The organism is Eubacteriaceae bacterium Marseille-Q4139 (assembly GCA_018223415.1).
Lineage (GTDB): Bacteria > Bacillota > Clostridia > Lachnospirales > Lachnospiraceae > CABSIM01.
In genome coordinates this window covers 1,064,588-1,091,237 of sequence record JAGTTQ010000001.1, presented here as the reverse complement: position 1 = coordinate 1,091,237, position 26,650 = coordinate 1,064,588, and the positions used below count along the sequence as shown (strand labels likewise).

The following is a 26,650-nucleotide window of genomic DNA, read 5'->3' as shown; positions in this document are numbered from 1 at the left end:
AGGCGTATGAAATGAAAAAAAGAAAAATAGCACGCATCTTATCGACGGCGCTTGCCATTTCCATAATTGCAGCAATGGCTGCGGGCTGCGGACAGAACAGTGACCCAGGTTCCGGAGGTACAGGAGAGAATGTTTCCGGAGGAGAAGGTTCTTATAAGGACACGATCACGATTGCACATTGGGAGGAACCGACAACTTTGGATCCGCAGGCACAGGGGAAGATGTCCTGTGGCGCCGTATCAACGCAGATATATGATACACTTGTTACCCTGGATGAGAACAGCCAGCCGGTTCCATGTCTCGCAGAAAGCTGGGAACAGATTGATGATACGACGTTTCGCTTCCATCTGCGGGATGGCGTTAAATTCCATAATGGTGATACGTTAACGGCTGAAGATGTGCGATATACTATCGAACGGGCCTGCACCAATCCGGGAAGTTCGTCTACCTTTATTACGTTTGACCCGGAAAACACCAAGGTCATCGACGATCTGACCGTTGAAATCAAGCTGAAATCTCCGGATGCATCCATTTATGATACCTTAAACGGACAGAGAGGCGCGATTGTCAGTAAACGTGCCATAGAAGAAATGGGAGAGGATGCTTTCGGACATGCCCCGGTAGGAACTGGCCCGTATAAACTGGAAGAGTGGGTAACAGGAACAGAGCTCCATTTGACAGCCAATGAGGATTACTGGGGAGAAGCGCCGAAAACTCCGAACCTTGTCTATAAAATTATTACGGAATCTGCCAATCGTGTTATTGAAATGGAGACAGGAAACGCGGATATTTGTCTGAACGTGCTGGCCAGCGAAGTGCCGAGACTTCAGGAAGCAGAGGGAATCCGCGTAGAAATGGAGCCAGGATATCAGTACACGACCATTACGTTTAATATGCAGGATCCGGTTTTATCTGATGTTCGTTTAAGACAGGCATTGGCATATGCCATTGACAGAGAAGCCATTGTCGATGCAGTTTACGGAGATACGGCAACGGTGGCTGACAGCATCATGCCTACGACGATTCTGGGAGCGAAAACCTATGATCCGAATATGTATGATGTAGATGCTGCAAAGCAGCTGATTGCAGAGGCCGGATATGCAGATGGGGTGACTCTTAACTTTGTTGTCCAGCCGCTGGAAGAGATGCAGCGTTTAACAGAAGCCGTTCAGAATATGTGGAAGCAGATTGGCGTTGAGACAAACGTAAGTACAGCCGAAGTGGCGGCTTATCTGGCACAGGGAAATACGCTTCAGGTCGGCATCCGAAACGGAAGCGCGTCTGACCCGGCAAGTACGCTGATTATTTATGATTCTGCGTTTGGTGACCGGTTGAATTCCAATAATGCAGACCTTGATAAAATGCTTGCTGACGCAAAGGCTATTTATAATACGGAAGAGCGCGCGGAAGCTTATTACGATATCTGTGACTATTTGTGGGAAGAAAAGTGGACCATTCCGCTGGCATTTAAAAATACCATCTATGCCGTATCAGACAAAGTAGAGGGATTTGAATTTGATCGAATGAATTACCTGAAAATGGAAAATATTCAAGTTCTTGAATAGACTGAATGCTCTCGAAAAGCTGCATCCGAACATAAAGTTCGGGTGCAGCACCTCATCAGAAGAAAGGGGTTGCAAATTTGCTGCGCTTTATAGGAAAACGAATTCTTATGATGATTCCTGTTCTGATTGGCGTTACCTTGATTATCTTTACCATGATGTATCTGACGCCAGGTGATGCGGCGGATATGCTGTTAGGAGACAGCGCCACCATTGAACAGAAGGAACAGCTGCGGGAAGAATTGAAACTAAACGACCCATATCTGGTTCAATATTTTAATTACATGAAAGGGGTGCTTCATGGAGATCTGGGAACCTCTTATTCTACTAAACGCCCTGTTACAGAGGAGCTTTTAGACAGGTTCCCCACGACGATTAAGTTAGCTGGGGCTGGGGTGTTGCTGTCCCTGATTTTTGGCGTCTCCATGGGAATCATTTCGGCAACAAAACAGTATTCCATTTTTGATAATCTTGCAACGACGTTTTCTCTTTTGGGTGTTTCCATACCCAACTTCTGGCTCGCGTTGATGTTAATCATTATCTTTGCTGTTAATTGGAAAATTCTTCCGCCTTCAGGGCTTTCCAGTCCCCTTCATTGGATCTTGCCGGTCATTTCACTGGGAATGAACTCTACTGCGACGATTATGAGAATGACCCGCTCCAGCATGCTGGAGGTTGTCAGGCAGGATTACATCCGAACTGCCCGGGCAAAAGGACAGAATGAGACTCTAGTGATACTGCGTCATGCACTGCCAAATGCATTGATTCCCATCATAACAGTTGCAGGACTTCAGTTTGGCCGTCTCATGGGCGGCGCTGTCATGGCGGAAACGGTTTTTTCAATCGCAGGGATTGGAAAACTGATGGTCGATGCCATTAAACTTCAGAATTTCCCCATTGTACAGGGCGGCGTTTTACTGATTGCGTTTTCTACGTCTATTGTGAATTTACTGATTGACATTCTTTATGCGTTCGTAGATCCAAGAATTCGTTCTCAGTACATTCGCCCTAAAAAGGACAAACAGGCGGCAGTGAAAGGAGGGGCTTCCAGTAATGGCTAATCAATCTGATACAAAGACCTTCGGTCAGGAGACGCAGGTTGTCTTTAAAAAGCAAAGCCAGTTCCGGGAGATCATGGGACGCTTTGCAAAGAACAGACTGGCGATAGCCAGCCTTATCATTATCTTTCTGCTGATTATCCTCGCTGTTTTTGCGGAACAGATTGCCCCGTATGGGCCGGACGATCAGGATTTGTCTCGCCGGTTTACTTATCCGTGCTCGGAGTTCCTCCTGGGCACAGACGACTATGGACGTGATATTTTAAGCCGTTTGATCTATGGAGCAAGATACTCGCTTTCTGTCGGGCTGATTTCCGTATCGTTTTCCTGCCTGTTCGGAGTGATTTTGGGGTGCATTGCAGGATTTTACGGCCAGGTGGCTGACAATATCATTATGCGGCTCGTGGATATTGTGCTGGCTATCCCGAATATTCTTCTTGCACTTTCGATAGCATCCGCGCTCGGGCCGGGCCTTGGAAACCTGATTGTAGCTGTGGGAATCGGTGCGGTTCCCGGATATGCAAGAATTGTCAGAGCATCTATTTTGTCGGTAAAACAGATGGAGTATATTGAAGCAGCGCGTTCCATAGGCGCCAGCGATTTCCGCCTTATTACGAGGCACATTCTTCCGAACTGTCTGGCTCCGATTATCGTCCAGGCAACCATGAGCATTGCGGTTGCAATTTTATCTGCGGCATCTTTAAGTTTTCTTGGACTTGGAATCACGCCTCCCACACCGGAATGGGGTTCCATGCTTTCTGCCGGTCGCGCGTATATTCGTGATTTCTGGCCGGTCGTCACCTTTCCGGGTATGATGATAATGATAACTGTATTTGCGTTTAACATTCTCGGAGACGGACTTCGTGATGCTCTTGATCCGAAACTGAAGATTTAAGGAGGGATATGAAAATGTCAGAACCTATTTTGGAAGTCAGAAATCTAACCGTTGAATATACCTCCGGAAAATCCATTGTCCAAGCCGTCAACAATCTGAGCTTTACCCTCGAAAAAGGCGAAGCTCTGGGACTGGTGGGAGAAACCGGGGCGGGAAAGACCACGACGGCACTTTCGATCATGCAGCTCATTACTTCTCCACCCGGCAGGATTAAAAGCGGAGAAATAATTTTTGAAGGAAAAGATCTGACAAAGCTGCCGCAAAGCGAGCTCAGAAAGCTGCGCGGTGAAAAAATATCCATGATTTTCCAGGATCCTATGACCGCCCTGAATCCGGTAATCACGGTGGGGGATCAAATCAGCGAGGTGATCCGGCTTCATGAAAAAACCACCAAGCTGGAAGCTGCGGCAAAGGCAAAGGAAATGCTGGAAATGGTTGGAATTCCGGGCGAGCGTTATTCGGAGTATCCGCATCAATTTTCCGGCGGCATGAAGCAGAGAGTCATTATTGCGATTGCATTGGCCCGCAGCCCTTCTCTTTTGATCGCAGATGAGCCTACAACAGCCTTGGACGTTACAATTCAGGCGCAGGTTCTTGAGATGATTGACCGCATTATCCGGGAGCTAAAGACAACGCTGATTCTCATTACGCATGACTTGGGTGTCGTGGCAGATATCTGTGACAAGGCGGCAATCATGTATGCCGGAGAAATTGTTGAATATGGTACACTGGATCATATTTATAATCACACGCTCCACCCATACAGCATTGGACTCTTTAATTCCATCCCTAATTTTGACGAGGATGTTCACCGCCTAAAACCAATCAAAGGCCTTATGCCGGACCCCACCAATCTTCCCATAGGATGCAGCTTCAGCCTGCGCTGCCCGGATTGCTGTGAGAGCTGCCGTCATAAAAAGTTTGAATTGACAGAGGTTACTCCGGGACACTTTGTCCGCTGCATCAAATACGCTGAAACTTAGAGGAGGTGCGGATTTTGGCTACTATTTTGGAAGCAAAGCATTTAAAAAAATACTTCAAAACACCGAAGGGCATGCTCCATGCCGTTGACGATGTCAGCTTTTCCATTGAAGCGGGGAAAACGCTCGGAGTCGTAGGGGAGTCGGGATGCGGAAAGTCCACTCTCGGTCGTGTCCTGATTCATCTTCTTGAGAGAACAGACGGCCAGATCATTTTTGAAGGAAAAGATATCAGCGATTTGAAGAAATCAGAGCTGAACGAAATTCGCAAAGACATGCAGATGATCTTTCAGGATCCATTTGCGTCATTAAATCCAAGACAATCGGTCAGTGAAATCATTGCGGAACCGCTTCAGATTTATCACCGGGCGCAGTCAAAGCAGGATCTTGAAAAACAGGTTTTGGAACTGATGGATACGGTCGGACTGGCCAGAAGGCTGGCAAATTCCTATCCCCATGAGCTTGATGGCGGCAGACGCCAGAGGATCGGTGTTGCACGGGCGCTTGCACTGAATCCTAAATTCATTGTATGCGATGAGCCGGTATCGGCACTTGATGTTTCCATTCAGGCACAGATCCTGAATCTGATGCAGGATTTGCAGGAGGAGAGAAATCTTACCTATCTGTTTATCACACATAATCTGTCGGTAGTAAAGCATATTTCCGATGAGATTCTTGTTATGTACCTGGGGAAAATGGTAGAGTTTGCCAGTGATAAGGATATTTTCATGAATCGTCTGCATCCCTATACCAAAGCTCTTCTGGCAGCCGTACCGCTTCCTGTGTATGGAACACAAAAGAAAAAACGGCAGCTTTTAAGCGGGGAGCTTTCTTCGCCAATCAATCCCAGGCCAGGCTGCCGCTTTGCAAAACGCTGCCCGTATGCAAAGGAGATCTGTTCTCAAAAGGAGCCGGAACTGGAAGAAATTATGCCAAGACACTTTGTGGCCTGCCATTTCGTCAGAGAGATCAACGGACTATAAGGGGGGATTCTTATGGGTAATCAGCAGGCATATCCCTATATGCCCAACAGTGCGCCGGCAAACAAGCAGCAGATGCTGGACGCCCTTGGCATCTCTGAAATAAAAGAATTATACCAGGACATCATACCGGAAGAACTGCTGCTTCATAGGCCGCTTCAACTGCCGGAACCGATTCGGGATGAGTACACATTGTCGCGCCATATGGAAAAACTGCTGGAACAAAATATTTCCTGCGGGAAAAACAGCAGTTTTCTGGGGGCTGGCTGCTATCGGCATCTGGTTCCGGCTGTCTGCGATGAGATTGCCGGACGTGCGGAATTTCTGACGGCGTACTGTGGAGACACGTATTCCGATCATGGGAAAATGCAGGCAATTTTTGAATACCAGAGCATGATGGGAGAATTGTTAAATCTCGATGTAGTCAGCTATACCACTTATGATGCCGGACAGGCTATATGCTCTGCACTCAGAATGGCCTTAAGAATTGGGGCATCACAGGGCAGGGTGGATTTGCTGCTGCCTTCTACAACGAACCCGGAGATCCTTTCCCAGGCGCGCGAATACTGTAAAAGCAGCGGAAATATCCGCCTGATAGGGTGCAATCCCAAAACAGGCCGCATGGATAAACACGAACTGAAAACCATGCTTTCGGATAAAACCGCAGCCGTGTTTCTGGAAAATCCGTCTTATCTTGGTTTTTTTGAAGAAGAAGCGGAAGAAATAGGAGAACTTGCTCATGGCTCTGGTGCTGTTTTTATCGTATGCCCGGAGATTATATCCCTTGGTATTTTAAAAAGCCCGGCTGATTACGGGGCGGATATTGTATGCGGCGATATCCAGCCTTTGGGCATCGGTATGCATTATGGAGGCGGCTGTGCCGGCTTTCTTGCCGTCCGTGATGATCCGAAATATATAAATGAAATTCCCACATATCTGTACGGGATTGCGAAGACGGAGCATGAGAACGAGTTTGGATGGGGGCGGGCTCTGAATGAACGGTGTTCCCATGGCAGCAGGGAACGTGCCAAGGAGTATTTTGGAACGGCTTCTGGCTTGTGGGCCATTGTTGCAGGCGTTTATCTTGGCTTAATGGGGCCGCAGGGAATGAAGGAATTGGGCGAGCAGATCATGAGAAAGACGGATTATGCGATCCGAATCTTATCGAGGATTCAAGGAATCAGCGTGAATCCGCTGGGCGGTCATCCGTTTCAGGAGTTTATTATCAACTATGATTCCACGGGAAAGACTGTGGAAGAGATTCATAAGTTCCTTCTGGAACATGGAGTATTTGGCGGTAAGGATCTTTCTTCTGATTTTCCCTGGTTGGGGCAAAGCGCCCTTTTTTGTATCAGCGAGCTGACAAGCAGGCAGGAGATACAGCGTCTTTATGAGCTTTTAAAACAGGCGGCAGAGGGGGGAAACGTATGAAGCAGAGAAAATTCCATGAGGCCAGATGGCAGGAACCGATTATCATGGAGATGGGAAGCCCGGGAGAGCGAGGAATACTTCTTCCAGAGATGGATGAAGAGATCGTGGAACAGTCCGAAGAAATATCGGAACTCCTTCCGAACACTTTAAAGCGGGAAGATGAACCAAAGCTTCCTGAGCTTTCACAGCCGCAGCTTTACAGGCACTATCTTCGGCTTTCTCAGGAAACCATGGGCGCTGCATTTGATATTGACATCGGTCTGGGAACATGTACGATGAAGTACAATCCGGTCATCCATGAAAAATTTGCAGGAAGCCCTCAAATCCGGGATCTTCATCCCTGCCAGCCGGAATCCACAGTACAGGGGATTCTGGAAATTATGTACCTCACGGAAACATATTTGAAAGAAATTTCCGGTATGGACGCTTTTTGCCTGTTTCCAGGGGGCGGCAGCCAGGCAATTTTTTCCAATGTTCTTGTCATGCGTGCATACCATCAGAAAGTACATCCGGGAGAGCAGAGGGACGAGGTCATTACCACGATTCTGTCCCATCCGGGCAATCCCGGAGCTGCATCTACTGCTGGGTATAAGGTTATTACCCTAATGCCTGGTAAAGACGGACTGCCGGATCTGGAGGCACTGAAAGCTGCTGTCTCTCCCAGAACCGCAGGTTTGATGATTACTAACCCGGAGGATACCGGATTATATAATCCCAATATACGTGAAATTGTGGATGCGGTACATTCTGTTGGCGGTCTGTGTATCTATGATCAGGCCAACCTGAATGGTCTGTTTGGAATTACGAGAGCCCGGGAAGCTGGATTCGATATGTGCCATTACAACCTTCACAAATCTTTCTCTTCTCCGCATGGATGCCAGGGGCCTGCCTGCGGGGCACAGGGAGTCGTCAGCAAACTTGAGCCGTTTCTTCCATCGCCGGCGATCCGCTTTGACGGAGAAAAATACTGTTTCGATTATAACCGGCCAGACAGCATCGGAAAGCTCAGAAAGTTTTTTGGGAATCCATCCGTGGTGCTGCGCGCCTATGCATATATCAGGACATTGGGGGCCGAAGGATTAAAAGATGTAGCGGAACTTTCCATTCTCAACAATAACTATCTTTTATCCAGACTTTCCGATGTGAAGGGCTTGTCCTTGCCATGGGCAGAAGGAGTCAGGCGTGTGGATCAGTCGCGCTTAAGCTGGGAAAAACTGACGGCTGATACCGGGGTGACAACGGAGGACATTGACCGCCGCGTGGTTGATTATGGGCTCCAAAGCTATTTTTCCAGTCATCATCCCCAGATTATTCCGGAGCCGTTTACGCCGGAACCATGTGAAACGTATTCAAAAGCGGATATAGATGAATTTGCAGATATTTTCCATATGATATCGGAAGAGGCGTACAGCAATCCCGAACTGGTGAAAACGGCCCCGCATCATGCAGCCCTTTCCTCACAAATACGGGAAGAATATCTCCATAATCCGCATCTTCTGGCGACTACCTGGAGAGCATATCAACGTCATGAGAAGGAGAATGCGGCTGCCACCCATACCTCCCACCTATAACAAACCATACCAACGAAGTATTTGCCCTCCCCTCCCCCTTAAGCTATACTGAAAGCAGAAAAACCCAAAAACATCCACACAGATCGGAGGGCAAATACAATGAAAATTTTAGTCTTAAACGGAAGCCCGCGTCCCAGCGGAAACACAGCATTCCTGGTTGATGCATTTAAAAAAGGCGCCGAAGAAAAAGGCCACCAGGTGACGGTCGTTCCCGTCTGTCAGAAGAAAATCGCCGGCTGTCTTGCCTGCGAATACTGCCATACGAAGGGGAACGGGAGCTGCATCCAGAAAGATGACATGAGCGAGGTCTATCCCCTTTTGGAGGAAGCCGAGATGATCGTCCTGGCGTCTCCGGTTTACTACCACAGCTTTACGGGACAGCTTCAGTGCGCCATAAACCGCATTTACGCGCTGGATAAGCCGAAGAACCTGAAAAAAGCCGCGCTGATTCTAAGCTCCGGAAGCGATGAGGTGTACGGCGGGGCCATTTACGAATACCAGAATTCCTTCCTGGATTATCTGAAGTTAGAGGACATGGGAATTGTCACTGCCTTCGGCGATCAGAACAAATCACCGGAAAAAGAACAGGAAATGTACCAGCTTGGAAAGAGCCTGTAAAAACTGGGGCTGCGCGGCGTCCAAACCGTGCAGCCCTAACGCTTAAGGAAACGTGTATTTAACCCCTCGCCGACACAGGTAACGATATCATGATGATTGAAACCAATGATCCAGCGAAACTTTTTTGAGACAAGATAATAATCGGGCCAGCCCGTATTCAGAAAAGCCGTTTGATTCAGCAGTTCAAGCACTTTTACCAATTCAGGAACATGACTTTCAAAAATCCAGAAACATTCCCCGTCATGTAAGTCCCCGCCCCTGTCAATCAAGAAATAAACCATCCCGTCCTCTGATATGATCCGAGGCAAATCATAGAACCATGTCGAATACGAAACGGAATAACACCCCAGAAAATGCTTCATGCTTTTAGGGCTATAACCATTCGTGTTGGCCCAGTGCAGGCCGTTTTTCCATGTCTTTGTTTTATCTGCATACTTCTCTGCAATCGTCTGATAAATTTTTTCCCATTGGTTCCCGCTCACTTTATGAAAACGATCCTTTGAGACAACGCATTGTTTCACGATTTCATTCTCGAACCAGAATATCCTGCATGATTTCTTCATAATTCCACCCCAAACATATTCTATCATGTCCGCTGCGCGGCCATGAGTCTCCGGCGGATTTTAGCGCCCGGCTTTTTGCGGTGAACGCAAAAACCGGCATGCGCAGATAGAATAACCGCTTTGCGCTTATTCTATCACATTCCCCGGCATTTGCCATGAAAAATCCCCAAGAAGAAAGCACCAAAAATAAGCAAAACATATCTTGACAAACTAACGATGTTAGCTATATAATCAAGCTAACATCGTTAGTTTATAAAAATCATCATCTCACACCACAGATGTATTACCAGCCGCAGCCAGAAACCGGCAGTTTTTGAAAGGAGTTGAGCGAGAATGGCAGCAGGACCGTTGAGCGGGCTTAAAGTCGTGGAATACTGTGAATTTGTTTCCGGGCCTTTTTGCACCAAGATGCTTGCCGACCTCGGAGCCGAGGTAATTAAAATTGAAAGACCGGAAGGTGACGAAGCGCGAAGAAGAGGGCCGTATCTTCACGACGACCCGAACCCCGAGCTTTCCGGACTGTTTTTGTACCACAACACCAACAAAAAAGGCGTGACCTTGAACCTGGAATCGGAAAAAGGCCGCGAAATCTTTAAAGAACTTATTAAGGAAGCCGACGTCCTGGTGGAGGACACGCGCCCCGGCACCATGGAGGGCTACGGTCTGGATTATTCCGTCTTAAAGGAATTAAACCCGTCCTTAATCATGGCTTCCATCACGCCGTTCGGGCAGACAGGCCCCTACCGCGATTATAAATCCTATTATCTGAATACATACCATGCAAGCGGCGCCGGCTACGTGCTTCCGGCGGCATCGCCCAACGCAGACAGAGAGCCCATCAAGGGCGGCGGCTATGTGGGCGAGAGCGACATCGGCGTCTATGCGGCCACGGGAATCATGGGCGCGGTTTACTGGAGAGAGTGCGGCGGCACCGGCCAGTACATCGATATTTCCAGACAGGAAGCCCTGATGTGCTTGGAGCGCATGAACATCGTCCGTTACTACATGATCGGAAAAAGCCCGTCCCGCGTCGGCGTAAACCGTGTCCGCGATACGTTGGTACAGTGTAAAGACGGCGGCTACATCATCATTGTCCTCTACCCGGAAAAGCAGTGGCAGGGCATCATGGAGGCCCTGGGTTACCCGGAGTGGAGCAAAGAGGAAATTTTCAGCACCCAGAAACTCCGTGATACCCATTTTGATGAGGTGAAAAAGCATCTGCGGGAGGAGGCCTTAAAGTACGATACCGAGGAGCTGTTCTTTAAGATCCAGAAGGCCGGGACAGCGTGCGCACCCATCTGTTCGGCCGAGCAGGTTTATAACTCCCCGCAGACGAAGGCCAGGGAATTTTTCGAGGAAATCGACCATCCGGCGGCCGGAAAGCTCATGTATCCGGGACTTCCCTATAAGCTTTCCACCATGACTCCCAAAGACAATTTCGGCGCCCCGCTCCTTGGGCAGGACAACGAAGAAATTTACGGCGCCCTCGGCTACGCGAAGGAAGACATCGTGCGGCTTAAGGAAGCCGGAGTCATCTAAGAGAAGGAGGAAGAGCAGATGTTCAAAGATGCTTTAAAGGGAATCCGAATTGCCGATTTTAGCTGGGTCTGGGCCGGCCCCTATGCCACCTCCCTCCTTTCCTACATGGGAGCCGAGGTCATAAAAATTGAAAGCCACGGAAGAATCGACCAGACGAGAAAGGGCTCCATCATGAACGGAGACAACTTCAGCGGATACGATTCCTCCCCGACCTTCAACAACGCCAATCTCAACAAGCAGGGTGTTACCGTCGACATCACAAAGCCGGAAGGCGCTGCCCTGGCAAAGAAAATCGTGGAAAAATGCGACGTGGTGGTTGCCAACATGCGCCCGGGGAAAATGGCAAAGCTTGGGCTTGGCTACGAAGATTTAAAGGCCGTAAAGCCGGATATTATCATGTTGGAGTCCTCCGGCTTCGGAGCAACCGGCCCCTATAAGGGCTTTGCCGGCTTCGCGCCGATTTTCGCCTCTTTCGGCGGCCTGGCGTACTTAACCGGCTACGAGGACGGAACGCCCAACGTCATGAGCGGCGTCCAGGACATGCGTGCAGGAACGATCTCCGCCTTCATCCTGATTGCGGCGCTGCTTCACAAAAAGAAAACAGGCGAGGGCCAGTACATCGACCTTTCCTCTTCGGAGTGTTTAAGCGTCTTAGTTGGCCCGGAGTTAATGGAATACACCATGAACGGCCGCTCCCCGTTCCGCCACGGAAACGAGGATGCCATCATGGCGCCCCACAACTGCTACCGCACAAAGGGCGACGACAAATGGGTCAGCATCGCGGTTGCCACGGACGAAGAGTGGAAGGCGCTCTGTAATGTCATGGAAAATCCTGACTGGGCCATGGACGAAAAGTACGGCGACGCGTACAGCAGATGGCAGAACCGGAAGGAACTGGACGCCCACATGTCCGAGTGGACGAAGGATTACACCCATTACGAGGTCATGAAAATGCTTCAGGAGGCAGGCGTCGCGGCCATGCCGTCCTTCAGTGCGGAAGAGATTTTAACGGATGCCCACACGAAGGACAGGGAGCTGTTTACGACGGTCAACTACCCGGCCCTCGGCGACCAGACGGTCATGAAGCCGGCGTGGAGATTTTCCGAGACACCGGCAAGAATCCGAAAGGCCGGCCCGCTTCTCGGCGAGGACAACGACGACGTGTTCGGGAACCTGCTTGGCATGCCGAAAGAGGAAATCGAACGGCTTAAGGAAGCCGAGGTTATCTGGTAAATATAGAAAAGTTTATATCACATAGAAAAAATTATACGCGAAAGGAGCTTTCAAACATGGCAGCAGTTTATGACGAGAGATATGACTGGGATCATTTATCGGACGAAGACTGGAACAAACGCCTGGACGAAAAGGTGGAAGAGTTCAACAAGGGGCGCGGGGAGGTCGTGCTCCCGCCGCCGTCCTTTGCCATCATGGACGACGAGTACGTCAGAGGCATCAACTATAAATATGTAACCGAGGATTTAATCCGCCACTTTGCCGACGCCATCGGCGATCCGAGCCCGTTCTGGAGAGATCCCACCTACATTCAGAGCACCCGCTGGGGCGGTTTCATCGCACCGCCGCTTTTCGAGACCAGCATCGCCTTCGGTTCTTCCTTCGGCGGACGCCTCCGTGTCCCGGGCATTGCCCGTCTGGCAGGCGGCAGCAAGCACATTTACAAGCAGCCGATCCGCCCCGGCGACAGTTTCACCATCTACGACAAGTACGAGGGCTTTGTAGAGAAGCAGGTAAAGGACAAACCGTACCGCATGTTTATCGAGAGCGCGCCGCGCTATTACATCAACCAGAGGGATGAGGTGGCCGCCATCGAGGTACATAGAAATATTTATATGGCGACGCCGCCGGGAAAACGCGGAAAGAAGAAAGAAGCCAAGATGTACCAGGATAAAGTAAGAAAGCCGTACAGTGACGAGATGATCGACATGATCCATGCCGCCTACGACGACCAGCTTGCGGGAAAGAACCGCCGCGGCGCCAAGATCCGTTACTGGGAGGACGTCGTGGAAGGCGAGGAAATCCCGACCGTCATCAAGGGGCCGGTGGACGTATCCGACGCCTGCGCCCGAACCATGGTGAGCTGCTATCCGTACGCATACGCCATCAAGTGGGCCGTCATGAGAAACCATCTTCAGGCGCATCCGAGAGATCCGGAGACCAATGAATATATTTTACGCCGTGACTGGCACTACACCGACCATGCGGCCCATATCTTCGGCTATCCGTATGCAAATTCCGCCGGGGCACAGAACGAGATGATGCTTGTCCATGCCGTAACCGACTGGATGGGCGACGACGGCTTCGTAAAATCCGTGGATTCCCAGGACAGAAGAATGGTATTCTTCGGTGATATGACGTATGTCAAAGGCAAAGTTGCAAAGAAATACGTGGACGAGGACGGCGACCATGTGGTTTTAATCAACGTCTGGGGCGAGAACCAGGACGGCGTCCTGCACACGAAATCCGATTATGTCGTGAAACTGGTTTCCAGAGAAGCTTACGACAAGAGACTTTAATTTAACGGAGGTTGGTTTCCATGGGAAAGCAGGCGCTAAAAGGCATCCGGATCGCGGACTTTAGCTGGATCTGGGCGGGGCCTTATGCAGGCACGCTGTTATCCTTTCTGGGGGCGGAGGTCATAAAAATTGAAAGCCGCGTCCGGATTGACCAGACGAGAAAAGGCACGATGATGGATACGGACAATTTTGACGGCCTCAATTATTCCCCCACCTTCAACAATGCAAATTTAAACAAGCTCGGTGTCTCCCTCGACATCAAAACGGCCGAGGGGGCAGAGCTTGCGAAAAAGATCGTGAGCCAGTGTGACGTGGTGATTGCCAACATGCGGCCGGGGAAGATGGAAAAGCTGGGGCTCGGCTATGAGGATTTTAAGAAGGTGAAGCCGGACATCATCATGGTGGAGTCCTCCGGCTTCGGCTCCACGGGGCCTTATAAGAGCTTTGCCGGGTTTGCGCCGATTTTCGCTTCCTTCGGCGGCCTGGCGTACTTAACCGGCTATGAGGACGGCGAGCCCAACGTCATGAGCGGCGTTCAGGATATGCGGGTCGGGACGCTGACGGCCTTTACGCTTCTTGCGGCCCTTTACCATAAGAAAAAGACGGGTGAGGGCCAGTACATTGACATTTCCTCGTCAGAGTGCATGAGCTCCCTCATCGGGCCGGAGCTCATGGATTTTACCATGAACGGCCGCTCGAAGAAGCGGTGCGGGAACGACGATGAAATCATGGCGCCACACGGCGTCTACCGCTGCAAGGGAGACGACAAATGGATCAGCATCGCCGTGAAAACCGATGCGGAGTGGGCGGCGCTTGTAAATGCCATGGGAAACCCGGCCTGGGCTCTTGATGGGGAAAAGTATGGAAATGCATATAGCCGGTGGAAAAACAGGAGAGAGCTGGACGGGCATATGGAAGCCTGGACGAAGGAGTTTTCCCACTATGAGCTGATGGAACGGCTCCAGAAGGACGGAGTCGCCGCCATGCCGTCCTTTGATGCGGAAGAAATCCTTACGGATCCCCACACAAAGGCCAGGGAGCTTTTCGTCCCGGTGGAACATCCGCGGCTTGGCGAGCAGATCGTCATGGGGCCGGCCTGGAAGTTTTCTGAGACACCGGCCGGCGTTTTTAAGGCGGGGCCCAACATCGGCGAGGACAATTTTAAGGTGTTCGGAGGACTTCTCGGGATGAAAGAGAAAGAAATCCGGCAGTTGATAGAAAAAAAGGTCATTTACTGACGGGCATATGCCCCTGTATTTGGGAGGTTTGGTTATGTTTACAGATTACGACGTGATTATTATCGGTTCCGGCTGCGCCGGGCTGGCTGCCGGCATCTACACGAGCCGCAGCGGGTTTGAGACGATGATTATTGAAAAAGGCGGAATGGGCGGCGAGATGATGAACCGCCAGCTTATCGAAAACTATCCTGGCTTCGGCGAGGGCGTCATGGGGCCGGATCTGGCGTCTGCCATGCTGGAACAGGCCGGAAACGCCGGCGCCGAGGTGGAGTCCGGAGAGGTGACGGCCATCCAGGACAAGGGAAATTATAAGATTGTAAAGACCACAGACGGTTCCTACACCTGCAAGGGCGTGATTGCAGCCTCCGGTTCCCATCCGCGGCTTTTAAATATCCCGGGCGAGGCAGAGCTTTCCGGGAAAGGCGTATTTTACTGCGAAACCTGCGACGGCCCCTTATGCGAGGGCAAGCCGGTCGTCGTGGCAGGCGCCGGGGACAGCGGCCTGACGGCGGCCCTGTACCTTGTGAAGCTTGGCTGCAAGGTGACGATTGTGGAATTCATGGAGAAACCGAAAGCGTCCCAGGTGCTTTTAGACCGCGCCGAGGAAAATCCGGACATCGAGCTGATCGTCAACACGGAGATCAAAGAGATCCTGGGCGACGGCGAGTGGGTGAACGGCGTGAAGGTCTGCGACCGGGAAAGCGGCGAGGAGCGCGTCCTTGACGTACAGGGCATCTATGTCCGCGTGGGGATGCTGCCGAACACTTCCTATTTAAAAGGCACCATCGAGCTGACGCCGGCAGGACAGATTCCGGTGGGCGCAGACATGGGAACGGAGATGCCTGGCCTTTATGCGGCCGGCGACATCCGCCAGAATTCCCCGGCACAGATGGCGACGGCCGTGGGCGACGGCGTGACGGCAGCCATGAGCCTTGGGCGGTATTTAAACACGCTGGAAGACTGATATTTTTTGAGTGAAGAAGCCGGCGGCCGGTGAGATTGCCGGCCGGCATGGCTTTTTTCCGATATGGTTCCATATGACGGTTAGTCTAAACAAACCAAAAGGAGGAGAAAGAATGAGCAGCACAAATCAGTACGATGTGGTGTGGCCAAGCGGGAAAAGCACCGTACAGGGCATGAAGCTTGCAAAGCGGTTAAAGTCCCTGGAGGGGAAAGTGGTTGCAGAGCTCTGGGACTGGGTGTTCAAGGGCGACATCATGTTCGAGGCGTTTGAAGCGGAGCTTCCGAAGCGGTTTCCGGGCATCAAGCTCATAAGCTGGAGGGAGTTCGGGGAAATCCACGGCGCCAACGAGCGTCAGGTTCTCGCGGAACTGCCGCAGAAATTAAAGGACTTCGGCGTGGACGCCGTCATCTGCGGGGTCGGCTGCTGAGGGAGCTGTATCGCCGCCGTGACGCGTGCAAGTATTCTTGTTGAAAAGCTGGGAATTCCCACCGTAACGCTCTGCTGTGATGGATTTAAGATGGCAGGCAGCTTTACGGCCAAGGGCGAGGGATATCCGAACCTGCCCTACGCGACCCATCCGGGCCACGTCAACACAACGGAGAACGAGAAGGTCTACCAGAATGCCGTCGACGTCATGCTCGATCAGGTGATTAAGGGCCTGACCGTCCAGCCGGCCGACGCAAAGAAGAAAAAAGAGCCTGGCCTGCGGGATATTATTTTCTCCGGCACCTACGAGGAAGTCAACGAATATTTCCTGGAAAAGGAATGGAGCGAGGGACTTCCGATTGTGCCGCCGACCCTGGAAAAGGTGGACGAATTCTTAAAATATACCGACCGGAAGCCGGAAGAGGTGCTCGGCATTGTAAAGCCGGAGAACCGCGAGGCTACGGTCTGGAGCGTGGCGGTAAACGGCGTCATGAGCGGGTGCCGTCCCGAGTACATGCCGGTGCTGTTAGCCGTCGCCGAGGCTCTCTGCGACCCGTATTTCGCACAGGAAAACCTGGGACATACGCCGGCCACCGAGGTCATGATTATCATAAGCGGAAAGCTTGTAAAGGATTTAAACTTTAACTGCACCCAGGGCGCCTTAAGACCGGGCTTCCAGGCCAACACCAGCATCGGCCGCTTCTGGCGCATGTATCTGCGGAACGTCTGCGGCTTCCTGCCCCATAAGACGGACAAAGGCTGCTACGGCGACAACTTCCGCATCGTCCTGGCAGAAAACGACGACTATCTGGAGTCCATCGGCTGGCAGCCGTACCGCGTCGACCGCGGCTTTGCGAAGGAGGACAGCGTGATTACCGTCATGACCTGTACCGAGAGGACGCAGGCCATCGAGGTGGGCTGGCCGACGGCAGAGGGCATCCTGACGGCCATCGAAAAGCGTATGGCAGACAACCACATGTTCATCCAGTTCTTCTTCCGCGGCCAGCACGTGATGCCGCTCGTGGTTCTGACACCGACTATCGTGGACTCTCTCATCAAAGAGGGATACACGAAGGAGATGGTAAAGGAACACTTTGCCAGAAATGCGAAGTTCCGTCTCTGGAACTTAAGCAACCGCCTTGCGGAGCGGTTCCAGACAGGCGTCATGCAGGGCAACTGGCCGGAGTTTATCGGAACCGCCGAGGAGTACGGCGACTTTAAGGTCAACGAAAACGGCGAGCTGGAATTCTACGACGAGAACGGGAACCTGACGGATAAAGGCGAGAACCGCTTCATCCAGATGGTAGCCGATCCCAATGATTTCCAGCTGATCATCAGCGGCGACCCGGCAAGGGATCATGTCATCATCGGCGCCCAGAACGGCTTCATGGGCTGGCCGACCAGCAAGAAGATCGAGCTGCCGGCAAACTGGGATGAACTCCTGGAGAACGCTAAAAAATAAGGGAAGATGTGGGGGATACAGCTTATGAATGATTCAGCAGTTTTGGTGCTTTGTCTCATTGCAATCGTGATTTCTATCGGTATCTGCTTTAAGACCGGGATCAACATGGGCCTGATCGCCATGGCCTTTGCGTTCTTAATCGGATGCCTTGGCATGGGGGCTTCGGCTTCCTCCGTGTTCGGCTACTGGCCGGACAGCCTGATTTTCTTTCTTCTGGCATCGGCCATGTTCTACGGCTTTGCCAGGGAAAACGGGACGCTTACGCTTCTCGGAAGCAAGATGCTTTATAAGTTCCGCAAAACCATCGAGGCACTGCCCTTTGCCTTCGCCTTTATTGCCTTTGTGCTCGGCCTTTTAGGCGCCGGCCCCGGTACCATCGTGCTTTTGGCGCCTCTGGGCTACGCCGTCTGCGCGCAGGTGGGCATCGACCCGCTTCTCATGGTTTTCGCCATCGACACCGGCTACAACTGCGGCACCCAGAACCCGTGGACGGGCACCGGCGTCGTCCTCTACGGCCTCGTGGAGGAGAGCGGCGTGGCCGCCGACATGGCGATTCAGACGTATCTGTTAAGCTATGCCACGTTTATTATCAATAAGATTTTATTCCTGGTGCTGTTTTACGTGGTTTATAAGCTGATCCGCGGAAAGAAAACAGCCGGAGGAACAGCGAAGAACCTGGATATCCTGGATAAAAAGCCGGAGGCCTTTTCACCGGTGCAGAAGAAGACGCTGACGTTGATTTTCGTGTCCTTCTTCCTCTTGGTGATTCCCAACGTGATCGACACGCTGGCGCCCATTGACAATCCGTTCTTTCAGAACCTGGTGAAGCTCTGCAAGCCGCAGGCCATCCTGATAATCTTCGCCCTGATTGCCAGCATCATGAACCTGGCCAGCACGAAGAAGGTTCTTCAGAAGCTTCCCATGGGAACGGTGTTTACCATTGCCGGTGTGTGCTTCTTGATGGAGCTTGCCAAAAAGGCCGGCCTTTTGGATGCCGTTGTGGCGCTGTTTGAAGGCGGAAACATCCCGACCTTCTTAATTGCACCGGTATTCTGTCTGGTGGCGGCGTTCTTAAGCATCTTTGCCAGTGGAACGAGCGTGGTGCTTCCGCTTCTGTTCCCGATGGTGCCGGCCCTTTCGGCAGCTACCGGCGTCAATGTGGTGGCCCTCTACGCAGCGGCCCAGATCGGCGCCCTTGCAACGCCGATTTCTCCGTTCTCCACGGCAGGCGCCCAGTTTGTAGGCCTTGCGCCGGATGACGAGCTGAGCCAGAAGCTGGTAAAGGAGCAGTTTATCCTTGCCATTATCATGATGATTGCCACCTCGATAGCGGCAGTGTTCGGGCTCTGCAATCTTTTTAAGATATGATTTAACAGTTCAGCCATGCAGACACATATGACAAAATGCTGCGTGGGAGCTTGCTCACAGAGCAGCATTTTGTCGTATGTGGATATAGGGCGGACGCCCGACATGAATAATTTGACGGCCAATGGCGTTCCTCACCTTCTTGAACGTCCGTTCAAGAAGTATCCCTCGCTTCGCTCGGTCAATTATGAATGGTATGGCTGAACTGTTACGCTTTTGTTTTGCGGCGATCCGGGGCGGAGAAGTCTGTCCCGGATTGCTTTCTTATGAAAGGGGAATTGTGTGTATGAATGAAACCATAAAAACCATCCTTTCCAGACGCAGTATCCGCGCCTATGAGCCGCGCCGGATAAGCGATAAGGAGCTCGAAACGCTTTTGGAATGTGCCCTCTATGCGCCCACCGGCGGCAATCTCCAGAACAGCCGCTTCCTTGTAATCCAGTCGCCTGCGCTTATGGAAGAATTAAACCAGGTGATCCGGGACGAGCTTTCCTCCCGGGAAATCGTGGAGGGCGAGATGATGGCAAAAGGCATCCGACGGGCGAGGCAGGAAGGCTACCATTTTATTTTCCATGCGCCGACGCTCATCACGGCCGTCGCGCCGAAAAACCACTCCAACAGCATGGCAAACTGCTGCATGGGGCTGGAAAACATCCTGATAGCGGCGGAGTCCCTGGGGCTTGGCGCCTGCTTCAGCAACCAGCCCCACTGGCTCACGGACGTACCGGTGGTGCGGGAGATTTTCGGGAGGCTTGGACTCAGAGAAGAGGAAGACATTTTCGGCAGTGTTTCCGTCGGGTATCCGGCCATGAGGCCCCAGAAGGCCGCGGCGAGGAAGGAGGGACGGATTTGTCTGGATCGGGACGTTTTAAAGGAGGTGCAGGAAAAGCCATGTATATAACAGAAAAATTTGCCGATTTTATTGCGGATATTAAGTATGAAGATTTGCCGGCGGACATTGTTTCGCTCACAAAGGAGCGGATTTTAGACTCCATCGGGGCGATTCTGGCTGGCGCTGGAAACTGGGCGTACAGAGAGCCGTTCCTTACAGCGTGCAGGGAAATGGGAACCGGGGACTGTGCCGCCTTTACGACGGGCGATGAGAAATTCCCCGCGGCCCGGGCGGCGATGATTGACGCCACCTTCGGCCACGCGGTAGAGCTGGACGACGGCCATAAATTCGCCGGTGCCCATGCTGGAACCGTCGTCGTGCCAGTGGCGTTCACCATCGCAAAGCAGAAGGGGCTTTCTGGGAAAGACATCATCCCTGCCGTGGTGGCCGGCTACGACATCGTCTACCGGATTGCGGCCGCCATGGCCCCGGCCCAGATCGACAAGGGCTTTCATCCCACCAGCAACGACGACACCCTGGGGGCGGCTGCGGCTGCCGGAAAGCTTTTGGGGCTTAATAAAGAACAGCTTGCCAATGCCCTGGGGCTTGCGGGGCTTTATGCGTCGGGCCTCATGGAAGCGACGGTGACAGGCCAGCTTTCCAAATGCGTCATGGTGGGAAATGCCGCGTATAACGGCATGGAAGCCGTGTACCTGGCAAAGCAGGGCATGGAGGGCACGGTCAGCGTCTTCGAGGGAAAGGACGGATTTTTTAAGGCGAAATCCGAGAACGTGGATCTTGGGGCAGTCTGTGACGGGCTTGGGGAAACATACCTGATTACCGACACATACAGCAAGATGTACCCCACCTGCCGCCATGCACAGCCGGCCATTGAGAGCGTTTTAAATCTCATGGAAGAATACCATTTTGAGCCGGAGGACGTGGATCATGTCTGGGTCGGGACACACGAGGTGGCGTGCACGCTGACAGGGAAAATCAAGGCGCCGAAGGACTCCGGCGAGGCGAAATTCAGCTCCGCCTACGGCATCGCCATTGCCCTCTATGAAAAAGGCTTCGGCGTCTGCCACCTGAATCCGGACTATACGAACAATCCGAAATACTTAAAGATGGCTGAAAAGGTGACGGTGGAGCAGGATCCGTCAGTACAGGCCGTCTATCCGAAAAAGCGCGGAGCAAAGGTAAAGGTCTATTTAAAGGACGGCCGTGTCCTCGAGACGGAGGTCTACGACCTCAAGGGCTCGCCGGGAAATCCTGTGGGCTTTGAGGAAATCAAGAATAAATTTGTTGCAAACGTGAAGAATCTGATGTCCGAAGCGGATTTGAACCGGCTGATAGAACTGGTGATGAATCTGGAAAAGCTGGAGTCGGTGGAGGAGATCATGGGGATCCTGGAAAAGGAGATTTGCTAAGGCAAATGTGAACCAGGCGGCCGGAGAGTTTTAACATCTGCGACCGCCTTTGATGTGCGGGAGAAGCTCTGTTTCCATTGCCTTTTGCCGCCGCGTCTGCTATACTTTTCTTACGGGCAGAGCCTGTTTCGCCTTCCATAATGAAAGGCGGAAATTGCGATGAGAAAAAAGTTTGAGGAGCTGGAATTTAAGGACGGGTTTCTGTTTGCGGCAGCCATGGCAGACGAAGAACTTTGCCGGATGGTACTGGAGCGGATTTTAGAGATCCCTATCCGTGCAGTGCGGGTACAGAGTGAGAATACGTTTCTGTTTAACTCGGATTACCGCGGGATCCGGCTGGACGTGTTTGCCGACGACGGGGCCGGGACGGTCTTTGATGTGGAGATGCAGACGGTGAACCGCGGGAATCTTCCGAAGCGGAGCAGGCTTTATCAGGCCCATATGGATGTAGGGGCATTAAAGCCGGGAGACAGCTTCGACGCGCTGCCGGAGAGCTTTATCATATTCCTCTGTACCTTCGATCCCTTCGGAGAGGGCCGGTTCCGCTACACGTTCCGTGCCCAGTGCTTAGAGAGCGGCGGGAGCCTGGAAGACGGCGCCTGCCGGGTGTTTTTAAACACAGCCGGAGCGAGAGAGGACGAGGTGCCGCCGGAGCTGGTGCAGTTTCTCCGCTACGTGGGAGACGGAAACGGCGCCGGGAATTTCCCGGACGACCCGCTGATTTCCAGAATCCAGGAGCGAATCGCAGGGCTTAAGAAAAGCCGCAGAATGGAGGAGCGTTATATGCTGTTTGCGGAAATGCTTGGAGAAGAGCGGAAGGAAGGGAAAAGAGAAGGGAAGATGCTGGGAGAAAAGCGCATTTTGGAGCTCTTGGAAAAGATGGAAGAAGCCGGCCTGTCCCCGGATATCTCGAGGCTTAAAAGAGAACCGGGGTATCTGGAGGAAATGTTGGAGAAATTCCATCTGTCTGACTTTGATCAGTAAGGCGGATTCCCAAAATCCAAAAGAGAATCGCAGGGTTAAGAAAAGCCGCAGAATGGAGGAGCGTTATATGCTGTTTGCGGAAATGCTTGGAGAAGAGCGGAAGGAAGGGAAAAGAGAAGGCAGAGAGGAAGGAAAAAAGCTGGGAGAAAACCGAATCCTGGAGCTCTTGGAAAAGATGGAAGAAGCCGGCCTGTCCCCGGATATTTCGAGGCTTAAAAGAGAACCGGGGTATCTGGAGAAAATGTTGGAGAAATTCCATCTGTCTGACTTCGACCAGTAAGGCGGATTCCCAAAATCCGGTCATAACAAAAGAGAAAACAGGGAGAGCCGTCCGATAGGCCTCTCCCTGTCAAAAGAATTCTGTATAATCTAAAAAACAAATCAAGCTGTTTATTCTAAAACAAATCTTGAAACAAATCAACCAAAAACCAAAACAGGAGGGCGCAGGCTGTCTGCCCGGATTTCCTGCCTGCCTTTTGACAAGAAAGATTGCATTCCACATACGGATAAATCCATTTCCATTGCCTTTTGCCGCCGCGTCTGCTATACTTTTCTTACGGGCAGAGCCTGTCCGCCTTCCATGAGGAAAGGCGGAAATTGCGATGAGAAAAAAGTTTGAGGAGCTGGAATTTAAAGACGGGTTTCTGTTTGCGGCAGCCATGGCGGACGAAGAACTTTGCCGGATGGTATTGGAGCGGATTTTAGAGATCCCTATCCGTGCAGTGCGGGTGCAGAGTGAGAATACGTTTCTGTTTAACTCGGATTACCGCGGGATCCGGCTGGACGTGTTTGCCGACGACGGGGCCGGGACGGTCTTTGATGTGGAGATGCAGACGGTGAACCGCGGGAATCTTCCGAAGCGGAGCAGACTTTATCAGGCCCATATGGATGTGGGGGCATTAAAGCCGGGAGACAGCTTTGACGCGCTGCCGGAGAGCTTTATCATATTCCTCTGTACCTTCGATCCCTTCGGAGAGGGCCGGTTCCGCTACACGTTCCGTGCCCAGTGCTTAGAGAGCGGCGGGAGCCTGGAAGACGGCGCCTGCCGGGTGTTTTTAAACACAGCTGGGGCGAGAGAGGACGAGGTGCCGCCGGAGCTGGTGCAGTTTCTCCGCTACGTGGGAGACGGAAACGGCGCCGGGAACTTCCCGGACGACCCGCTGATTTCCAGAATACAGGAGCGAATCGCAGGGCTTAAGAAGAGCCGCAGAATGGAGGAGCGTTATATGCTGTTTGCGGAAATGCTTGGAGAAGAGCGGAAGGAAGGGAAAAAGCTGGGAGAAAAGCGGATTCTGGAGCTCTTGGAAAAGATGGAAGAAGCCGGCCTGTCCCCGGATATCCCGAGGCTCAAAAGAGAACCGGAATATCTGGAGGAAATGCTGGAGAAATTCCATCTGTCTGATTTCGACCAGTAAGGCGGATTCCTAAAATCCAAAGGCGAATCGCAGGGCTTAAGAAAAGCCGCAGAATGGAGGAGCGTTATATGCTGTTTGCGGAGATGCTTGGTGAAGAGAGGAAGCTGGGAGAAAAGCGGATTCTGGAGCTCTTGGAAAAGATGGAAGAAGCCGGCTTGTCCCCGGATATTTCGAGGCTCAAAAGGGAGCCGGAATATCTGGAGAAAATGCTGGAGAAATTCCATCTGTCTGATTTCGACCAGTAAGGCGGATTCCCAAAATCCGGCCATAACAAAAGAGAAAACAGGGAGGGCCGTCCGATAGGCCTCTCCCTGTCAAAATAATTCTGTATGATCTAAAAAACAAATCAAGCTGTTTATTCTAAAACAAATCTTGAAACAAATCAACCAAAAACCAAAACAGGAGGGCGCAGGCTGTCTGCCCGGATTTCCTGCCTGTATGCCTTGCCCAAAACCAGTTGACTTTTCCCGTATCCGACGCTATACTACAAATACCAACAGAATACGAAAGCTAGGGGTGCAACAAAGCTGAGAATGGCCATGGGCCAAAACCCTCATTACTTGAACCGGGCAATACCGGCGTAAGGAAGCGACCGTCAGAATTTCGTTCTGACTTTTCAGCATGGAACCCCTCTTTTGTGCCGAACAAAGGAGGTATTTTTTATGTTCAGTTTTCTTGTAACAGAAGACGGCGGCCTGACCGGAGCCGGCTACGTGGTATTTATCCTCGCAGGAATCCTGTTTCTCATTGGGGCAGCCGTACTTGCCCGAAAGAGCGGAGAAAAGAGCCGCCGTACCATGGCGGCAAAAGAGCTGGTTTACTGCGCGGCCGCCATTGCCCTGGCGTTTTTAACGTCGTACATCCGCGTGATGAAGATGCCCTGGGGTGGCTCCGTGACGCTTTGCAGCATGCTGTTCATCTGCCTGATCGGCTACTGGTACGGCGTAAGGACCGGCGTCATGGCCGGCCTGGCTTACGGAATCCTTCAGTTTTTGCAGGAGCCCTATGTGCTGTCGGCGTTTCAGGTTTGCTGCGACTACGTGCTCGCCTTCGCGGCCCTGGGGCTTGCCGGCCTGTTTTCCAAGTCGAAAAACGGCCTTTTGAAGGGTTATCTCTTCGGCGCCTTTATGCGCGGCGTTTTCCACGCCATCGGCGGCTACCTCTACTGGATGGAATACATGCCGGACAATTTCCCGAAACAGCTTACCGCTGTATATCCGATCCTTTATAATTATGCATATGTCGGACTGGAAGCCGTTATCACGGCGGTGATCCTCTGCCTGCCGGCGGTGAAAAAGGCCATGGAGCAGGTAAAGCGCTCAGCCCTGTCTTAGGGAAAATATAATTATAATAAATAGGATACCTCCAAAGCGGGCAGAATCAATATAAAAAACGGCTGCTTTGGAGGAACCCCTGTGAGAGGGCTTCTGATAAAATCCTAACTCCGCACCAAACTAAGGTTTAATCTCCGAACTTTTTATGACATTTGGGACATTCTTTGGGAAAAGGCCGGTAGCCGGAAAGAGAATGTCCGCAGTAAGGACACCTCACCGTGACAAAATGACATACAATGCCGGAGACGATGACAAGTAAGCCTATCAACAGCCATAAATTCAGCCGATATCCCTGTGCTGTCACTGCTCCGGCCACTGCAAGGAGTGCCCCTATTCCCATTACAATCCAGGAGATTACTAAATTTTTCTTTGGATTTCTCTTTTTCATATATGTTCTCCCCATCAAATTTTAAAACCGCACCATCTCTCCCGTCACAAGCGATTTCTCAATGGCTTCCATAATCTCCAAAACGGCGGCAACATCTTCATTCGTCACAAGCGCCGTCTCCGTTCCCATTCTCACGCATTCAGCAAAATATTCCACTTCTCTTTGGTATGGATTATACTTTGGAACATCAAGAATCCGCGGGGGCATCCCTTTTTCATAAAACGTGATCTGTCCGGTATGGTTGGAATATTCCGCCGAGGCCTTCGTCCCGTTGATGCGTACCGTAGTCGTAAACGGGAAGGCGCCGGTCATATCCATAAATCCCTCGGCTGCCGCCGGCACGCCGCCTGGAAACCGAAGCAGGGTGGAGACATTGTTCCAGCAGCCGCTCGTTTCCCTAGCGCCCACGGCGCAGACCGATTCCGGCCGTCCGAATAGACTGTATAAATAGTCGATATCATGAATATGAAGGTCGAACAGGCCGCCGCCGGACTTTTCCGGATCCCTGTGCCAGACGGCCCAGTCGGGGTGGGCGGAGAGGCGGTTTAAGTACACGTGTGTCACGGCGCCGAAGGCATGTTCCCGGATCATCTCTGCGAGCACCGCATACTCCGGCCAGAACCGCACCACCTGCATGACCATGAGCCGCAGCCCAAGGCGCTCTGCCTGGCCGGACAGCCGCCTGGCCGTCTCAGCCCGGAGGGCAAAGGGCTTTTCGCACATCACATGGACACGGTGGGAAAAGGCGCGCTCCACGATTTCTTCGTGGGTAAAGGTCGGCGTGCAGACGATGACGGCGTCCAGGTTCTCTTTTTCATACATCTCATCGGAATCCGTATAATAAGGTACGCAAAAATCGCGGGCCATCTGCCGCCCTTTTTCCGTATCCCGGCCGCAAACGGCCGCCAGGACGACGGTATCCGAAAGCTTTAAGGCCCCGGCATACGTCCGTCCGATGGAGCCGGGGCCGATGATGGCTGTCCGAAACTGCTTCATAGCGAATCCTCCCATATACGGCAAGGCGGCCCCGCAAAGCGCGGAAGCCGCCTGTCACCGCCGTGATACGGCGCACATGTGCGCCGAA

General features: G+C 52.0%; 26 protein-coding genes and 1 riboswitch. Of the genes, 23 read left to right on the top strand and 3 right to left on the bottom strand.

What is annotated here, in order from left to right:
* The first annotated feature begins 11 nt into the window (after positions 1–11).
* From KE531_05145 to KE531_05110, 8 genes are all read left to right on the top strand, one after another.
* Positions 12–1,565, top strand: coding sequence for an ABC transporter substrate-binding protein (locus tag KE531_05145; GenBank protein MBR9953013.1), 1,554 nt, complete (start codon positions 12–14; stop codon positions 1,563–1,565).
* A 77-nt stretch (positions 1,566–1,642) separates the two neighbouring features.
* Positions 1,643–2,623, top strand: a complete 981-nt coding sequence (locus tag KE531_05140; GenBank protein MBR9953012.1) for an ABC transporter permease — start codon at positions 1,643–1,645, stop codon at positions 2,621–2,623.
* Positions 2,616–3,515 carry an ABC transporter permease gene (locus tag KE531_05135; protein ID MBR9953011.1) on the top strand — a complete coding sequence of 300 codons (900 nt, stop codon included), beginning with the start codon at positions 2,616–2,618 and terminating at the stop codon, positions 3,513–3,515. Before KE531_05140 ends, KE531_05135 begins: the two co-directional genes overlap by 8 nt.
* A 14-nt stretch (positions 3,516–3,529) precedes the next feature.
* Complete coding sequence (locus KE531_05130) at positions 3,530–4,498, top strand: ABC transporter ATP-binding protein (protein ID MBR9953010.1); 969 nt, start codon at positions 3,530–3,532, stop codon at positions 4,496–4,498.
* A 71-nt stretch (positions 4,499–4,569) separates the two neighbouring features.
* Positions 4,570–5,478 (top strand): ATP-binding cassette domain-containing protein, encoded by a 909-nt coding sequence (locus KE531_05125; protein MBR9953009.1) that lies wholly within the window; start codon positions 4,570–4,572, stop codon positions 5,476–5,478.
* A 12-nt stretch (positions 5,479–5,490) separates the two neighbouring features.
* Positions 5,491–6,906 carry an aminomethyl-transferring glycine dehydrogenase subunit GcvPA gene (gene gcvPA, locus KE531_05120; GenBank protein MBR9953008.1) on the top strand — a complete coding sequence of 472 codons (1,416 nt, stop codon included), beginning with the start codon at positions 5,491–5,493 and terminating at the stop codon, positions 6,904–6,906.
* Entirely contained in the window at positions 6,903–8,477 is a 1,575-nt protein-coding gene (gene gcvPB / locus KE531_05115; protein ID MBR9953007.1) for an aminomethyl-transferring glycine dehydrogenase subunit GcvPB, read from the top strand. The genes gcvPA and gcvPB overlap by 4 nt, the downstream gene beginning before the upstream one ends.
* 99 nt (positions 8,478–8,576) lie before the next feature.
* Positions 8,577–9,095 carry a flavodoxin family protein gene (locus KE531_05110; protein MBR9953006.1) on the top strand — a complete coding sequence of 173 codons (519 nt, stop codon included), beginning with the start codon at positions 8,577–8,579 and terminating at the stop codon, positions 9,093–9,095.
* Between the two features lie 35 nt (positions 9,096–9,130).
* Here KE531_05110 and KE531_05105 read toward each other — a convergent pair whose 3' ends face one another.
* Complete coding sequence (locus KE531_05105; GenBank protein MBR9953005.1) at positions 9,131–9,658, bottom strand: hypothetical protein; 528 nt, start codon at positions 9,656–9,658, stop codon at positions 9,131–9,133.
* Positions 9,659–9,991: 333 nt separating this feature from the next.
* Between KE531_05105 and KE531_05100 the strand changes: the two genes are divergently transcribed.
* The 15 genes from KE531_05100 to KE531_05030 all read left to right on the top strand — a co-directional run bounded on the left by KE531_05100 (position 9,992) and on the right by KE531_05030 (position 25,178).
* The gene (locus tag KE531_05100) at positions 9,992–11,197 is read left to right on the top strand and encodes a CoA transferase (GenBank protein ID MBR9953004.1); all 1,206 of its coding nucleotides are present in this window, start codon (positions 9,992–9,994) and stop codon (positions 11,195–11,197) included.
* A gap of 18 nt (positions 11,198–11,215) precedes the next feature.
* Positions 11,216–12,430 (top strand): CoA transferase, encoded by a 1,215-nt coding sequence (locus KE531_05095; protein MBR9953003.1) that lies wholly within the window; start codon positions 11,216–11,218, stop codon positions 12,428–12,430.
* Between the two features lie 56 nt (positions 12,431–12,486).
* Entirely contained in the window at positions 12,487–13,728 is a 1,242-nt protein-coding gene (locus tag KE531_05090; GenBank protein MBR9953002.1) for a MaoC family dehydratase N-terminal domain-containing protein, read from the top strand.
* 20 nt (positions 13,729–13,748) lie between these two features.
* Complete coding sequence (locus tag KE531_05085) at positions 13,749–14,966, top strand: CoA transferase (protein MBR9953001.1); 1,218 nt, start codon at positions 13,749–13,751, stop codon at positions 14,964–14,966.
* A 34-nt stretch (positions 14,967–15,000) separates the two neighbouring features.
* Positions 15,001–15,930, top strand: coding sequence for an FAD-dependent oxidoreductase (locus KE531_05080; protein ID MBR9953000.1), 930 nt, complete (start codon positions 15,001–15,003; stop codon positions 15,928–15,930).
* Positions 15,931–16,042: 112 nt separating this feature from the next.
* Complete coding sequence (locus KE531_05075) at positions 16,043–16,357, top strand: hypothetical protein (GenBank protein MBR9952999.1); 315 nt, start codon at positions 16,043–16,045, stop codon at positions 16,355–16,357.
* Between the two features lie 18 nt (positions 16,358–16,375).
* On the top strand, positions 16,376–17,818 hold the full coding sequence (locus KE531_05070) for a hypothetical protein (GenBank protein MBR9952998.1): 1,443 nt from the start codon (positions 16,376–16,378) through the stop codon (positions 17,816–17,818).
* A gap of 24 nt (positions 17,819–17,842) precedes the next feature.
* Entirely contained in the window at positions 17,843–19,186 is a 1,344-nt protein-coding gene (locus KE531_05065; protein MBR9952997.1) for a hypothetical protein, read from the top strand.
* A 283-nt stretch (positions 19,187–19,469) separates the two neighbouring features.
* Positions 19,470–20,084 (top strand): nitroreductase family protein, encoded by a 615-nt coding sequence (locus KE531_05060; protein MBR9952996.1) that lies wholly within the window; start codon positions 19,470–19,472, stop codon positions 20,082–20,084.
* Positions 20,075–21,445, top strand: a complete 1,371-nt coding sequence (locus KE531_05055; GenBank protein MBR9952995.1) for an MmgE/PrpD family protein — start codon at positions 20,075–20,077, stop codon at positions 21,443–21,445. The genes KE531_05060 and KE531_05055 overlap by 10 nt, the downstream gene beginning before the upstream one ends.
* A gap of 159 nt (positions 21,446–21,604) precedes the next feature.
* The gene (locus KE531_05050; protein ID MBR9952994.1) at positions 21,605–22,429 is read left to right on the top strand and encodes an Rpn family recombination-promoting nuclease/putative transposase; all 825 of its coding nucleotides are present in this window, start codon (positions 21,605–21,607) and stop codon (positions 22,427–22,429) included.
* A gap of 67 nt (positions 22,430–22,496) precedes the next feature.
* Complete coding sequence (locus KE531_05045; GenBank protein ID MBR9952993.1) at positions 22,497–22,709, top strand: hypothetical protein; 213 nt, start codon at positions 22,497–22,499, stop codon at positions 22,707–22,709.
* 316 nt (positions 22,710–23,025) lie between these two features.
* Positions 23,026–23,844 carry an Rpn family recombination-promoting nuclease/putative transposase gene (locus tag KE531_05040; protein ID MBR9952992.1) on the top strand — a complete coding sequence of 273 codons (819 nt, stop codon included), beginning with the start codon at positions 23,026–23,028 and terminating at the stop codon, positions 23,842–23,844.
* A 68-nt stretch (positions 23,845–23,912) separates the two neighbouring features.
* Complete coding sequence (locus KE531_05035) at positions 23,913–24,089, top strand: hypothetical protein (GenBank protein ID MBR9952991.1); 177 nt, start codon at positions 23,913–23,915, stop codon at positions 24,087–24,089.
* 257 nt (positions 24,090–24,346) lie between these two features.
* Positions 24,347–24,448: riboswitch (TPP riboswitch) on the top strand.
* A 58-nt stretch (positions 24,449–24,506) separates the two neighbouring features.
* Entirely contained in the window at positions 24,507–25,178 is a 672-nt protein-coding gene (locus tag KE531_05030; protein MBR9952990.1) for an energy-coupled thiamine transporter ThiT, read from the top strand.
* Between the two features lie 127 nt (positions 25,179–25,305).
* On the opposite strand, the gene KE531_05025 is transcribed toward KE531_05030, so the two are convergent.
* Together KE531_05025 and KE531_05020 are read right to left on the bottom strand one after the other, a co-directional pair.
* Positions 25,306–25,566: a hypothetical protein gene (locus KE531_05025; GenBank protein ID MBR9952989.1), complete on the bottom strand. Its 261-nt coding sequence runs from the start codon at positions 25,564–25,566 to the stop codon at positions 25,306–25,308.
* Positions 25,567–25,587: 21 nt separating this feature from the next.
* A complete protein-coding gene (locus KE531_05020; protein ID MBR9952988.1) occupies positions 25,588–26,562 on the bottom strand; it encodes a Gfo/Idh/MocA family oxidoreductase in 975 nt (324 codons plus the stop codon).
* Positions 26,563–26,650 lie beyond the last annotated feature (88 nt).